The organism is Flavobacterium quisquiliarum (genome assembly GCF_019308285.1).
Taxonomy (GTDB): domain Bacteria; phylum Bacteroidota; class Bacteroidia; order Flavobacteriales; family Flavobacteriaceae; genus Flavobacterium; species Flavobacterium quisquiliarum.
This window is the reverse complement of sequence record NZ_WWEM01000017.1, coordinates 85,197-100,112: the sequence shown is the minus strand read 5'-3', so window position 1 is coordinate 100,112 and position 14,916 is coordinate 85,197. Positions and strand designations below refer to the sequence as shown.

At 33.7% G+C, this 14,916-nt stretch carries 12 protein-coding genes and 1 other RNA gene; 5 read left to right on the top strand and 8 right to left on the bottom strand.

The annotated features are described in order from the left end of the window. Positions 1-93: 93 nt before the first annotated feature. The 3 genes from GSY47_RS06810 to GSY47_RS06800 are packed head-to-tail and all read right to left on the bottom strand — an operon-like array spanning position 94 to position 5,882. On the bottom strand, positions 94-1,119 hold the full coding sequence (locus tag GSY47_RS06810; RefSeq protein ID WP_179005001.1) for a glycosyl hydrolase family 18 protein: 1,026 nt from the start codon (positions 1,117-1,119) through the stop codon (positions 94-96). Between the two features lie 47 nt (positions 1,120-1,166). Beyond that, on the bottom strand, positions 1,167-2,684 hold the full coding sequence (locus GSY47_RS06805) for a SusD/RagB family nutrient-binding outer membrane lipoprotein (RefSeq protein ID WP_179004999.1): 1,518 nt from the start codon (positions 2,682-2,684) through the stop codon (positions 1,167-1,169). Positions 2,685-2,696: 12 nt separating this feature from the next. Beyond that, complete coding sequence (locus GSY47_RS06800; RefSeq protein WP_179004997.1) at positions 2,697-5,882, bottom strand: SusC/RagA family TonB-linked outer membrane protein; 3,186 nt, start codon at positions 5,880-5,882, stop codon at positions 2,697-2,699. A 275-nt stretch (positions 5,883-6,157) separates the two neighbouring features. On the opposite strand from GSY47_RS06800, the gene GSY47_RS06795 reads away from it, so the two are divergent. The 3 genes from GSY47_RS06795 to GSY47_RS06785 all read left to right on the top strand — a co-directional run bounded on the left by GSY47_RS06795 (position 6,158) and on the right by GSY47_RS06785 (position 9,544). Beyond that, entirely contained in the window at positions 6,158-7,210 is a 1,053-nt protein-coding gene (locus GSY47_RS06795; RefSeq protein ID WP_179004995.1) for a sensor histidine kinase, read from the top strand. Then, positions 7,200-7,901: a LytR/AlgR family response regulator transcription factor gene (locus GSY47_RS06790; RefSeq protein ID WP_179004993.1), complete on the top strand. Its 702-nt coding sequence runs from the start codon at positions 7,200-7,202 to the stop codon at positions 7,899-7,901. The genes GSY47_RS06795 and GSY47_RS06790 overlap by 11 nt, the downstream gene beginning before the upstream one ends. A 173-nt stretch (positions 7,902-8,074) precedes the next feature. Continuing rightward, entirely contained in the window at positions 8,075-9,544 is a 1,470-nt protein-coding gene (locus GSY47_RS06785) for an MFS transporter (protein ID WP_179004991.1), read from the top strand. 104 nt (positions 9,545-9,648) lie between these two features. On the opposite strand, the gene GSY47_RS06780 is transcribed toward GSY47_RS06785, so the two are convergent. From GSY47_RS06780 to ffs, 5 genes are all read right to left on the bottom strand, one after another. Next, positions 9,649-10,140, bottom strand: a complete 492-nt coding sequence (locus GSY47_RS06780; RefSeq protein WP_179004989.1) for a hypothetical protein — start codon at positions 10,138-10,140, stop codon at positions 9,649-9,651. A 90-nt stretch (positions 10,141-10,230) separates the two neighbouring features. Further along, entirely contained in the window at positions 10,231-10,887 is a 657-nt protein-coding gene (gene fsa, locus GSY47_RS06775; protein ID WP_091493007.1) for a fructose-6-phosphate aldolase, read from the bottom strand. A gap of 221 nt (positions 10,888-11,108) precedes the next feature. Further along, positions 11,109-11,300, bottom strand: a complete 192-nt coding sequence (locus tag GSY47_RS06770) for a hypothetical protein (protein ID WP_179004987.1) — start codon at positions 11,298-11,300, stop codon at positions 11,109-11,111. Positions 11,301-11,304: 4 nt separating this feature from the next. Beyond that, positions 11,305-12,108 (bottom strand): SDR family oxidoreductase, encoded by an 804-nt coding sequence (locus GSY47_RS06765; protein WP_179004985.1) that lies wholly within the window; start codon positions 12,106-12,108, stop codon positions 11,305-11,307. A 180-nt stretch (positions 12,109-12,288) separates the two neighbouring features. Beyond that, an RNA gene (gene ffs / locus GSY47_RS06760) (signal recognition particle sRNA small type) lies at positions 12,289-12,386 on the bottom strand. An 88-nt stretch (positions 12,387-12,474) separates the two neighbouring features. On the opposite strand from ffs, the gene GSY47_RS06755 reads away from it, so the two are divergent. Both GSY47_RS06755 and hutI read left to right on the top strand, forming a co-directional pair. Continuing rightward, on the top strand, positions 12,475-13,527 hold the full coding sequence (locus tag GSY47_RS06755; RefSeq protein ID WP_179004983.1) for a glutaminyl-peptide cyclotransferase: 1,053 nt from the start codon (positions 12,475-12,477) through the stop codon (positions 13,525-13,527). A gap of 96 nt (positions 13,528-13,623) precedes the next feature. Beyond that, on the top strand, positions 13,624-14,862 hold the full coding sequence (hutI, locus tag GSY47_RS06750) for an imidazolonepropionase (RefSeq protein WP_179004981.1): 1,239 nt from the start codon (positions 13,624-13,626) through the stop codon (positions 14,860-14,862). The last annotated feature ends 54 nt before the right edge of the window (positions 14,863-14,916 follow it).

Here is a 14,916-nt window from a genome sequence, read left to right as displayed (position 1 = left end):
TGGTATAGACTGCTTTCACAGCCTATACCAATACTACTAACCAAACTTAAACCCTTGTGATCTGTTTTTTTTTGATGTTTGCTGAACCGCTGTTTAGTTGCCGCAAAGACTTGTAGTTTTTACTTTTAATGATGTGTATTTTTTATGAATAACTTCCAATAAAGAATACTCATCAAATGAATCCTGCGCTAATTCCCAAATCATGATTCCTCCTGTATTTTGAGATGCATATTCTACTTTTTGTGCGATAGTTGGTCTTCCGTTATAATAGATTTTACCTAATTCATCTTGTTCAGCAAATTGTTTTCCTGCTGCTACAATCTCACTATATTTAGCACTTGTAACTTCTGGGTTCGTAAAATTATAACCATAAAAAGGAACACCAAGAGTCAGTTTTTCAGTAGGAACATTTTGAAGTTTATGCCAAAAATCAATTCCTTCCTTAGCAAAAGCAAAAGAACTATGCTGACCAGGTTTGTTTGGCGCCCAAGGACCAGTGTAGTCATAAGCCATGACATTGATAAAATCGAAAGCTTCTAAAGCGGCTGCATTTATATTTTCAAAACGGGAATTGTTTGGAAGCGCGGCAGTCAAGAGCTTTTTATGCTCAATCATGCTCTTTTTTAATTCCAGAACAAAACCGCTGTAACCAGCTGTTACGGCATCCCATTCTAAGTCTACATCAACGCCATCCAGCTTATGTAACTCTACAAAATTTACAATGTTTTGAATTAAAGCTGGCCTATTCTCAGGTTTATCAATTAACCATGACCAGTTTGAAGCTTGTTCTTCTGAAATTACACCACCTGCCAAAGAAATACTTATAACAATATTCGGATTAACTGATTTGGCATATTTAACAAGTGCATCAATATCTCCTGAGAAAATAATGTTTCCATTTTTGTCAGGATTTGCAAATGCCACATTGAGATGTGTTAATTTACAAAACTGAATTGATGTCATTTTATCAAAATTATCCGTAGATAAATATCCAACAACTCGTGCTGTTTTCTTTTTAACATTGTCAATTTCTGAATCTTTTTGTGAAGTACAGCTGTAAACAGAAATAAGTGAACTTATAAAGAAGAGGATGCCTAATAAGGCTTTATTTTTTCTCATATTTTTGATTTTAATACTACCTTATTAGGCATAACTCTAATTTAGTTTTAGTTTACATCCCACCAAACTTTATTCAGCCAGTCGTTTGTTCCGCCCATTCTTGATAAAGCGTCTGTATAGTTCACTCCATTCTTCTGCATTTCATCATTTGGATAGTATAAACGTTTTGGCGTAACACCATTTGTTTCAGAATCTGGATTGGTAATTGGCAACAATTGCGGGAAACCTGTTCTTCTCCAGTTTGAATATGCTTCAATACTATTGAATAAGTAAGTAACCCAAAGTTGTGTTGCAATTTGTTCTTTTTCAGATCCTGCCACTAAAGGTTTAGCTGTCAAATAAGTATTAATCGCCGCAGGAGTTGCTGGTGTAGCACCATAAATTTCTAATTGTCTAATACCTGCTTCAACACCTTTTTTATAGTAATCAGCCGCTGAGCCTGTAACCCATCCTCTATATGCAGCTTCAGCTAACAATAATTGTGACTCTGAATAACTAACATGCAAAAATGGTGTGGTTCTTAATTTCAAATAAGGCTGGATTCCAGATATTGCGTTTGAACCACCTGGCATCTCCCATTGAAAAAGCCCTGGAGTATTTCCTATGTACAAATCTTCTCCAGGAAGAGGAGCTCCACCAGCTGCACCACCAGTTTTTGGAGTTGCAAGCATAGTTAATCTAGGATCTCCGTTATTCTTCAAGAAATTAATCATTAAACTACTAAAGTGGTCACCATTTTCATTTCCTATAAGTGCATAAGAAAGTCCGTTTCCTCTAAAATCAAGTGCCCCAGGAGTATCATTGAAAGGATAATCCAAATGTTTCATGATACAGTTATCAAGGTTACTTTCGAAAACTCCATTTTGAAACGCTGCTTTTGCTTGTTTTTCAGCTTCAGCTGGTTTTACTTCTGAGATTCTCATCGCTAAACGCAAACGAATTGTATTCGCTAATTTTTTCCATTTGCTAACATCTCCGTTATAAAACAAATCTCCATTAATAGCTCCGCCTCCTGCATTTAATTGTACAAAAGCCTCTTCTAATTCAGCAAAGAATTGATTGTAAATATCCTCTTGTTTATCATATTTTGGAGTTACAATTCCTTTAGAGAAACCTTGACCAGCTTCTGAATAAGGACAATCGCCATATAAATCGGTAATACGTTGTGCAATCATTACTCTCATGATTTTTGCTACCGCATTCATATTTACCATATCAGCTTTTCCGCTTGTTTTTTCAATAACGTCTACGATACCTTTTAATTCATTAGCATATCCATTTCTCCATATTGCTGTTGCGTAGTCATCGTTTTTCTTAAACTTACTTCCAAATTCTGTTACATTCCACGCTCCTGCGTAGTGTTGCACAAAACCTCCTGAATAAATAAGGTTAGCTCTCCATTGGTAATATCCGTCACCAGACATACACAATTGAGTAAATGAAAGCTGTCCTGCAGGATTTGCAGATAACGCAACTGGATCTTTTTCCAGTTCGTCAAAATTGTCTGTACAGCTTACCGTAGCAAAAGTTACAAGTGCAGCTAATAATATATTTTTAAATTTCATAATTTCTATTTTTTAGAATGTAACTTTAAGATTAAAACCATACGATCTTCTAAATGGTAAAGAACCATACTCAAAACCTTGTCCATTACCTGAAGTATACATAGATTCAGGATCAACGTTTGGTAAATCTTTATTAAAAGTCAATAAATTTCTAGCAAATGCTGAAACATAAATTGAACTAATTTTTGATCCAGCGAAAACACTTCCAGGAATTGTATATCCTAAACTTAGCTCTCTAAGTTTTACGTAAGAAGCATCATAAACAAACGGTGCTGGTGTGTTGTTGAAAACAGTGCTCCAATAATCTTGAGGATTTACTGGTCTTGTATTTTGCACATAGTTTGGATTTTCTGCTGTACCCGTATTTACAACTCCTTGTACTACGTAACCAGCAGTAGGAACCCATGTAGACTGGCTAAAGTTTGGATCATTTGCAACAGCTTCAGCTCTTGCTGCATTATAAGCATCTCTTCCTTCTGTTGTAATATCCAAAAGACCTTTTTGAGCCGCAAGTGCATTTGTCATAGAATATACATCCATTCCAAATTTCATATCAATTAAAAATTGAAGCGTAATTCCTTTATAAGAGAAACGGTTTGTCAAACCTGCTGCCCAATCAGGAAGACCTTTTCCTAAAGCAACTTTATTATCTGTAAATAGAGGCATACCGTTAGCTCCAACAATTTTTTCTCCAGATGGTGTTCTTAAGAAATCTTTCCCCATAATAGTTCCATATTGTCCTCCAACCTGCGCAACGATCGCCGCACCAGCCCAACGAGCTTCAGAAATAGTATAAGTATCAATATCTGGATGTAAAGAAACAATTGAGTTTTTATTTCTAGAGAAGTTCAAATCAATTCCCCATTCAAAATCTTTTGTTTTGATTGGTGTACCAGATAAAAACACCTCGATACCTTCGTTACGTAACTTACCAGCATTTACAGAGATAAATTCATATCCAGATGTTGCAGATGAAGGTAAATCTATAGTTTGATCTGAAGTATCTTCGCGGTAAACTGTAATATCAGCTCTTAATCTGTTTTTGAAGAAAGCCGTTTCAAAACCAAACTCAATTCCAGTTTTAGATTGGTATGTTAAATTTGGATTTGGTGCAGAAGTATTTTTAATGTTTACCACACTTCCTCCGTTATATGAAGAATAAGTTGTATAATTTAATGCATTTTTGTAAGCACCCGGCGCATTTGAAACCTGTGCCCAAGAACCTCTTAACTTACCATAAGAGAATGTATCGCTCTGAAGTCCAAGTGCATCAGAGAATATGAATCCCATCGAAGCAGCTGGATAAAATGCATCTTTATTAATTACACTAAACCAGTCATTTCTACCTGTAAATTCAGCATATAAATATCCTTTGTAATCAAATTTTGCAGAACCATAAACTGAATTCGTTCTTGTTTTTGTTTCTAAAGGAGCATTTTCTGTCTGATTAGAGAAGTTACTAATATACTCTGTTCCTGGCTCGATAATGTTAGTTGCGAATCTAGAGTTTTGTTCTCTTCTAAAATCTCTTCTACCTGTACCTAGAATTCCTGAGAAAGTGAAATCTTCTGCTAATTTAATATCACTAAAAGTAGCAATGATATCGGTATTCATTTCAGAAACTTTAATTCCTTCTAAACCTAAGTAACCATTATCTCTTCCTGGCCAAGTGTTTCCACCTTCCATAAAATCTTTAGAGTCAAAAGTATAAGTATCTAAACCTGTTCTAAAAGTTAAACCCATCCATTTTTTTAATTGGTATGTTCCTGTAACATTACCCATAAAACGGTTTTTCTTAGTTGCATTATGATTTTTGTCTACAATCCAATAAGGATTCAATGAGTACACATTGTTGTTCCATTGATACATATCACCAGTTTCAGGATTCTGAGAGTTTTTCAACCATGCCTGATCAATATTTGGTGCCAAACCACTTAAAGCATATCCAACGTTATTTGGAGAATCTCCTAACCCTGGTCTATTATTAGTGTTTTCTACCATATAGTTCACATTAGCATCCAAAGTAAATTTTTCAGATTTTAATGTTGCATTTAAGCTTGCATCATTTCTTTCTAAACCTGTATTAGGAATTACGTCATCATTTTTTAAGTTATTGTATCCAAAACGTACAAATGCATTTTCACTTCCTGAAGACAAAGAGATACCATTTGTCATTGTAACTCCAGTTCTAAAAAAGTCTTGAATATTGTTTTTAACTCTTGCATAAGGTTTCATAGAGCCATCAAATATCACAGTTTGCTGTCCTACAGTCTCAGAAAATTTAGGTCCCCATGCACTTGTAGTATAACTATAAACTTCAGTAGGTCTTGCCGGATCTGGTAATAGTCCATTAGAACCTGAACCATACTCTGTTTGATAATCACTATATTTAGCATTTACACGATCAAAACTTACACCACTATTAAGTTCTACTTTTAATGCTCCTTTACTACCTTTTTTAGTAGTAATCAAGATTACTCCGTTTAACGCTCTAGAACCATACAAAGCCGCAGCTGCCGCACCTTTAAGCACAGTTAAACTTTCAATGTTGTTTGGGTTGATACTAGAAATTCCATCTCCACTATCTCTACCGTCAAACCATTTACTTGTTGCAGCTTGATCATTATTCAATCCTGAGTTATCAATTGGCACACCATCAACAATGTAAAGTGGCTGGTTACTTTCACCAATACTAGAAATACCTCTAATAATAACACGAGTACTTCCACCAACACCAGTTGCAGGAATAGATACATCAACACCGGCAACCTTACCAGAAAGTGCTGTAGCAACATTGGTAGTGATTACTTTGTTTAACTGGTCTCCTTTTACATCCTGAACAGCATAACCTAATTCTTTCTTCTGTCTCTTAATACCTAATGCCGTTACAACAACTTCATTAAGGTTTTGAGCATCTTCAGCAAGTGTAACATTAAGCTGTGTTGCATCTGTTACCGTAACTGATTGAGATTTAAATCCGATGTAAGAAAACAACAAAACATCATTTTTAGATGCTTGGATTGTATATAATCCATCATAATCAGACTGACTTGCTTTGTTACTTCCTTTAATAAGGACCGTCACTCCTGGTAATGGCAAACCTTTCTGGTCAGTTACCAAACCTTTGACAGTTTTTACTTGTGCAAACATTGTTTGCGCTGTAAAAACAATCATAAAGATTAAGAAAATTTTTTTCATGTTTATTTTATTTTGTTAGTTATGAAGTAAAATTATTCTTAAGACATTGTTAAAAAAAATAAATTAAACCAACGACAATAAAATTTAAACGAACGACATAAATCATTCAATAATGCGTTTTACGAAAACGTTCTATTTAAAAAATAAAACACCATTTAAGTTTATTTAGGAAATTTTATTCAAAAAAATTGCGACTTTGCCTTTAATTGTTTAAAGTTGCACAATATTTCATCTTTGTTAAGAAAAACCTAAAAACCCCTAACTGCAAAAGTCAATTGAAAGAAATCCGAAAAGTTAGATTTGATATTAAACTACAAAATCATATTTGGTTTTGGGGCGTATATTTTATGTTGAACTTTTTAAGATGGGGAGCTTACTTTAATGATTATCCTTATGCATTCAAATCGAACTTGATTGAGTTCTCTTTGGTTATTCCTTTGGTATATCTGAATTTATTTGTTTTAGTTCCTAAATATGTACTAAAGCAGAAGTATATTATGTATACTTTTTTATTACTGCTGAGTTTATTTGTAATTTATTTACTTAAAACAGCACTTACCTATTACATTATATCTGAAAATATCTGGCCGGAAGCGAATCGAGAATACCATCCTTTTGAAATCAATCATATTGTTGCTGTTTGTATTGGAGAGTTGTATGTTTTAGCAATGGCATCTTCAGTATATCTTACTTTAACTTGGCTCAAAGAACGAGAAAGAAACAGATCGCTGAGAGAAAATCAGTTTAAAATCAAATTAAAATATCTCGAAAACCAAATTCAGCCACATTTTTTCTTTAATACCTTAAACAATCTATACGCATTATCATTAGAATCTTCGAAAAAAGTTCCAGATGTGATTATCAAACTTTCCAATTTAATGGAATATGTTCTTTATGATGTAAAAGGAACCAAATTTGTTCCCTTAATAAAGGAGATCGATTACATTCAGAATTATATAGAAATCGAAAAACTTCGTTTTGAGAATGTAGAAGTAACCATAAACCTAGAATCAAATATTGAAGATGTTGTTGTACCGCCCTTAATCTTTATTTCATTGGTAGAAAATGCGTTTAAACATGGCGGTTTAAATAATAGAGATTTAAAAATCAAAATTAACTGCAAGGTCATAGACAATAAAACCCTCGATTTTGAAATCTTAAATAATTTTGTAATTTCACAAAATCATAAACCAAAGAGAGGAATTGGTTTAGTGAATACCAAAAAAAGGCTTAAACTTATTTACCGAAATAATTTCAGCCTTAAGCAAAAAACCAAACTTAATTTCTACATAACCAGACTACAAATACCTACTCATAATGAAGATTAAATGCGTGTTAATTGATGATGAGCCATTAGCGATCAAAGTCCTGCAAAATTATTTTACCAATTTTACAGATTTTGAAGTTATTGCTACATTCAACAACTCTTTAGAGGCGCTGGATTTTATCAACAGTACTCCTGTTGATGCCGTCTTTTTAGATATTAACATGCCAATGATGACAGGTTTTGAATTGATCAGTCTAATAGAAAGCAAAACCAAAGTAATCATCACAACCGCTTTTAGAGAATTTGCTGCCGAAAGTTATGATCTCGATGTATTAGATTATCTAGTAAAACCTATTCCGCTGCCAAGATTTATAAAGTGCATCAATAAGATCACAACCGAGTACAATCTCAAAAACAATATTAAAGTCGAAACTGCAAAAGGTGATTCTCATATTTTTATTAAAGTTGATAAAAAAATGATGAAAATTAATATTGAAGAAATTTTGTTTGTCGAAGGAATGAAAGAATATATCAAAGTTGTAACGCCAGATAAGACCTATATTACTCACAAATCTCTCACCTCTTTATCCGAAGAATTACCCGCGGATCGCTTTCTTAGAATACATAAATCTTATGTCATAGCGTTAAATAAGGTAAAATCTATCGAAGGAAACCGTGTTCAGATCCAATCTTACAACATTCCGATAGGCAGAAACTACAGTAAAGATGTTAAAAATAAAATTTTAGAATAATTCATTTCTTAAATTCATTTTATAAGTAGGTTAAAATTAACACTTTGTTGAAAAAAGAGTGTCGTTGGTATAAATTTAACATTATTTATGCCCTTTTATTTTTTTTTGATAATCCTAACAAATATATTTACGGTCTTCAAAAAACAATAAAATAAAAAATTAACCTTATTCTTATGAGTTCAGAAAATGTGCAAACCAAATGGGGGCAGTTTATCTCATTGATAATCGTGTTCTTCTTTTGGGGTTTTGTTGGTTCTGCCAATGATATCCTGATTCCAGTATTCAAAAAAGTATTTACGTTATCGCAAGTACAATCACAATTAGTAGCGTGGGCATTTTATGCAGCGTACTTCGTTGGATCAATTATATTCTTTTTAGTTTCTTTAAAGCTTGACGTACTCCAAAAGTTCGGCTACAAAAGAACACTTTCAGCGGGCTTACTTCTTTCTGCTGTTGGATCATTTTTATTCATTCCAGCTGCAACAATGGAAAGTTTTCCTTTCTTTTTAACCGCTTTATTTACGGTTGGTTTAGGATTTTCTATCCAGCAAATCGTAGCAAATCCATTAGCAATTAAAATGGGAAGTCCAAACACTGGGGCTCACCGTTTAACACTTGCTGGAGGTATCAATTCTTTTGGAACAACAATTGGAGCTATCTTATTAGGAATTGCTCTATTCGGAATGGGTGACAATAAAAAAACAGCTCTTTCATTAGAAGATATTAAATTACCTTTTATTATTCTTGGTCTTGCTTTTATTGCTGTGGCAATTTTTATGAACTTCTCTAAAATTGAAGATCCTGAAAAAGAGGAAGAAGCTATTATTAAAGAACCTCATAGCAAATTTAATATTCTGGATTACCCACAATTGTACCTTGGAATGTTAGGTATTTTTATTTACGTAGGAACAGAAGTAACGATCATCAGTAATTTACCAGCTCTATTACACACTAGCGAGTTTGGAAATGTACTTGAAGATGCCATTGCTCCGTTTATAGCACTATATTGGGGAAGTTTAATGATTGGTCGTTGGAATGGTGGTGTAAACGTATTTAATACTTCAAACTTAGTAAACACGGCACTTAAATTTATCGTTCCTGCTGTAGCATTTGGAGTAATCATCGGAGCTAACATTTTTGCAGCACACGATGTTTCTTCATTTTATATCTACCCAATCTGGATTTTACTATTTATCGCTGTAAGTTTCGTTGGTGGTAAAAATGCTGGAAAAACTTTAATGCTTTTTGGTATTTCAGGATTATTAATGATGGTATTAGGTTTAGTTTGGCCAAATCCAGAAATTGCTAAATTCTTCTTTATCTCAGGAGGTTTATTCTTATCTATTATGTGGCCTTCTATCTTCGATTTAGCGATCGCAGGATTAGGAAAAAACACAGGAAAAGCCTCTTCTTTCCTAATTATGATGATTCTTGGAGGTGGAGTTATTCCATTAGTTCAAGGAAGTATCTGCGATTTTGATATTTCTCACCCAGGAGGAATCTTCGGAATTACATGGACGCATTTCTCTTATATAGTACCGCTTCTTGGTTTTGCATACTTAGGATTTTACGGATTCTACTGCCCAAAAATCTTAAAAAAACAAGGTATCAACCACGTTGAAGGCGGTGGTGGCGGACACTAAAAAAAAAATTAAAAATCCAATATAAAAAAATCCAAATTCCAATTTTAAAAAACGGAATTTGGATTTTTTTTATTCCAAAACAAAGCCTAAGGATCTTACCTCTTTCACTTCGCATTTATAATATTCTCCAGATTCTTTTTAAAAACAGCCTTACTTTGATCCGAAATCGTATACACAACATCTTTGTCTGCCTTAACGATTACTTTGTCTATATTAGCCTTTAAAAGAGCTTGCGGGTCTTTAATTTTCAAAGTACAGGCGCCGTCAAAAAAGCCATCATCTTCAATAATTTTTCTAGCTTCCAAAACAGTACCATCATTTAAAACGGCCGAAATAGTCATTTCTTTATTCAACGTTTTAGAATAAAAACCATCCATTACCAAAAGCAGTCTGTAACTGTTTTTCATTTCGGGACCTTTAAACTCATGCCTCGTAATATTATACCGAAGCCCTTTTGCTAGACTTTGAAATTTCACAGAACAATCCAATTCGTAAGTCGCCACATCACCAGCATCATTGACCGAAGTAATCACTTTTGCCTGAGCGTTTATTAAAAAACTAACAAAAAAACACAATACAATCAATAGTACTTTCATATTCAACTATTTAAGATTCATATAAAAGTAAAAAAAATCGCCTTTTCTCGTTAGAAAAAAGACGATTTTAATTTTATAAGTATTTAAGGACTACTTGTTTCCTTTTTCAAAATCAGCTACGAATTGCGCTAAACCGATATCAGTTAATGGGTGCTTCAATAATCCGTAAATTGCAGAAAGCGGTCCAGTCATAACATCTGCACCAATTTTAGCACAGTTTACAATATGCATGGTATGACGTACAGAAGCAGCTAAAATCTGAGTTTCGTAACCGTAGTTATCATAAACCTCTCTAATTTCTTGAATCAAGTTCAATCCATCTGTAGAAATATCATCTAAACGACCAACGAAAGGAGAAACATAAGTAGCTCCAGCTTTAGCAGCCAAAATCGCTTGTCCTACAGAGAAAACGAGAGTTACGTTAGTTTTGATTCCTTTATCAGAAAAATATTTTGCTGCCATAACACCTTCCTTAGTCATAGGAAGTTTCACAACGATTTGATCATGTAATTCAGCTAACTCCTCACCCTCTTTTACCATTCCTTCAAAATCCAGCGCATTTACTTCAGCACTTACGTCACCTTCTACAAGATTACAAATATCAACATAATGCTTTAAAATGTTGTTTTTACCAGTGATTCCTTCTTTTGCCATCAATGATGGATTAGTTGTTACACCGTCTAAAACACCTAAAGCCTGTGCTTCTTTAATTTGAGCTAAATTAGCTGTGTCAATAAAAAATTTCATAATTTATATTATTTAAATTGTGTTGATTTATTCTGGGCGTGCCCCAAGGGTCGGGCTTTCGGCTAAATCTTTTGTTACGTTTCACTTCACAAAAGGATACCGCCTCTATCCCTCACGCAAACGCCGGTGCAAAATTACGAAATCAATGCCAATAACAATTTCAAAAACTAAATCAATTTGCAAATTATATGAAAATTCACAAAATATTTACAAACCGTAAATTATTTGTTTCGGTTTAGTTCTTTCAATTCATCCCTAATTTCTTCCAAAACCCTTAAGGTATCTTCTTTATAGCTTTCAGAATTGTTGATTTTGTCACTTATGCTTCCTAAAATCCTACGAACCACAAACCAAACAACAAGTAAAACTAAAACACCAAAAAAAGCTGGCAAATACTCTGTAAACTTTTCCATAATTTTATAATTTATAATGGTTCATTAACATCTTTTCGTACATCTTATCTGGAAGGGCACGCTTTAAAACAATAGAAAACTTCTGCATAAAAGCACCAACTTTGTAATGCACATTTGGCTTTTTAGTTTGAATAATTTTATAAACCGCTTCTGCCATTTCATTTGGATTGCTTCCTGCATCGACATGATCATTCATCGTTGCCAAAACATCGCTATACACTTTTTCGTAAGCCGAATCTTTAATCACTGGCGCATGATAACGTCCTGCAGCAATATTGGTTGCAAAATCTCCGGGCGCTACATTTGTAATTTCGATTCCAAAAGATTTAACCTCCATTCTCAAAGCTTCGGTAATCAATTCCAAAGCCCCTTTTGATGCCGAATAAACGCTTCTGTAAGGAAGTCCCATATAACCTGCAATAGAAGTAATATTAATAATCAGACCTGAATTTTGTTTACGCATTTGCGGTAAAACAGCTTTCATAACCTCAATTGGACCAAAGAAATTAGTCTCAAAATTATTTCGGATTTCTTCTGTCGGAATTTCTTCTAAAGGTCCCGTAATACCAACTCCGGCATTATTGATAACAATATCTAATCTACCCGAAGTTTCAATGATTTTAGAAACCGCTGTCTGAATAGATGCTGCATTTCTAACATCCAAAGCAATCAAAGGAAAAACAGAATTTAATACTTTCTCAGGATTTCTGCTCGTTCCGTACACTACGAAACCTTTTTGCTGTAAATATTCACCAATAGATTTTCCAATTCCAGATGATCCTCCGGTAATTAAAACGACTTTGTTCATTTTTTTTGAGTTATGAGTTTTTGGGTTATGGAGTTATTAGTTTTTTGGAATTGGGTTTATTTTTGAGTTGCAAAAAGCACTCAGCTTTTAACTTCTAACCAATAACATCTAACTTCAGCTGGGGTAAAAATAAAAAAATCCTCCTAAAAGGAAGATTACAAATTAAATTAATTCTAAAAAAAATGGCAAGCGACCTACATCGCACCGCTCAACCGCGTACCCTTGCTATGTTCCCATCCTGGGGGAGTCTGCAGGAGCTGGTCGTGTAGGACTTGCCGGTGCAAATATACAACCTTTTTATATTTTTGCAAGAGCTTTGCTGCTATAAAAATATCATCGTATATTGCATTATTCAAATTTTAAACTATGAAAAAACATAACTTCCTAGCTGTCATTTTATTAGGAATCACATTAATTGGATGCGGAGATAAAAATAAAAGTGAAAATTCTTTATTTACTATCGATGATTCTGCATTTCCAGCACATTTTACGCAAAAAGATCCCGTTACAATTGGAATTTTAAACCCAAAATCCAAAGAAATTGACAGTGTTGCCTACTTCATAAACGACCAAAGAATTGGAGGCACAAAAGGTGCTGCAGAATTTAGATTTGAATTAATCGATCAAAAATTAGGCTACCAATACTTAAAAGCTACTGTTTACTTTGGAGGAAATTCTTCTGATGCGACCAAAAGAATCGAAGTTGTCTCTGATGTACAGCCAAAAGCATTAAAATATAAATTAGTTAATACTTATCCTCATGATAAAAAGGCTTTTACAGAGGGGTTTGAATTTTATAATGATACCTTATATGAAAGTACGGGACAAGAGGGAGCTTCATTTATTAAAAAATACGATTATAAAACAGGAAAAGTTTTTAAACAAATTGATCTTGATCAGCAATACTTTGGAGAAGGAATAACCTTTATAAACGGTAAATTATTTCAGTTGACTTATAAAAACAAAAAAGGTTTTATCTACGATGCTAAAACATTAAAACTGGAAAAAACTTTTGATTACGAAAAAGATATTGAAGGCTGGGGAATGACAAATGACGGCAAATACATTTATCAAACCGATGGAACTGAAAAAATCTGGAAAGTAGATCCCGCAACTCAAAAAATGATTGATTATATTAATGTATATTCGGGTGATACAAAAATTAAAGCAATCAATGAATTGGAATGGATTGATGGAAAAATCTACACAAATGTTTGGTTTAAAGATGCAATCGCTGTTGTAAATCCTGCAAATGGAGCTGTTGAAGGAATTTTAAATCTATCAGACCTGCGCAAATCGATGAACGACATTACTAAAGACGATGTATTAAATGGAATTGCTTACAACCCTAAAACTAAAACTATTTTTGTAACAGGTAAAAACTGGAGCAAAATGTTTGAAATAACAGTTACAGAATAAATCAGATACAAAAAAATTAAAAACACAAATTTCACAGATTACACGAATTAGTTCGTGATAATTTGTGAAATTTGTGTTTTATAACAATCCTTTCTAATGATCACTTTAATCCAAAACATACAAGAACTGCTTCAGGTACGCGAAACTATAATTGCAAAAGTTTCCGGAGCAGAAATGGCAGTACTTCCAACCATTAAAAATGCTTTCTTAATTTTAGAAGATAATCTTATTTCAGATTTCGGACCAATGGAAAATCTTCCTGAAATTAAAGCTGATAAAATTATTGATGCAACTGGAAAAGTAGTTCTCCCTTCTTGGTGCGACAGCCATACTCACATTGTATACGCAGGAAATCGCGAACAGGAATTTGTAGACCGCATCAATGGATTATCTTATGAAGAAATTGCTAATCGTGGCGGCGGTATTTTAAATTCTGCCAAAAAATTAAATGAAACTTCTGAAGAAGAAATCTACGAACAATCGAAAGTTCGTTTAGAAGAAGTCATTCATTTAGGAACCGGAGCTGTCGAAATAAAGTCAGGTTATGGTCTTACAGTTGATGGTGAACTAAAAATGCTTCGTGTTATTAAAAGACTTTCAGAAAACTATCCTGTAGCAATAAAAGCAACTTTTCTTGGAGCACATGCTTTTCCAACTCATTACAAAGAAGATAAAGCTGGATATCTGGACGAAATCATAAATGAAATGCTTCCAGAAATTTCTAAAAACAAGCTTGCTGATTACGTTGATATTTTCTGCGAAAGCGGTTATTTCTCAGTGGAAGAAACTGAAAAAATAATGGAGGCTGGTATCGCATTTGGCTTAAAGCCGAAAATTCACGTCAATCAATTCAACTCTATCGGTGGCATTCAGGCAGGAGTTAAATTTAACGCACTTTCTGTCGATCATTTAGAAATTATGAATCATGAAGATATCGAAGCTTTAAAAGGAACTGAAACAATGCCCGTAGCTTTACCTTCCTGCTCTTACTTTTTAAGCATTCCGTACACGCCGGCACGTGAAATGATCAAAGCGGGTTTACCTGTAGCATTAGCCACAGATTTTAATCCTGGTTCTACTCCATCGGGAAATATGAATTTTGTTGTGGCAACGGCCTGTATTAAAATGAAAATGACTCCAGAAGAAGCCATCAACGCTGCAACAATAAACGGAGCTTACGCCATGGGACTTTCAGAAACACACGGAAGCATTACAAAAGGTAAAAAAGCCAACTTAATCTTGACAAAACCTATTTCTTCTTATTATCAGATTCCTTATGCTTTTGGAAGCAATTTAATCGAATCCGTTTTTATTGAAGGAAAAATTCTAGCCTAACAATAATTCATAAAAAAGGTCTGTGAAATACACAGACCTTTAATATCTAAGTGG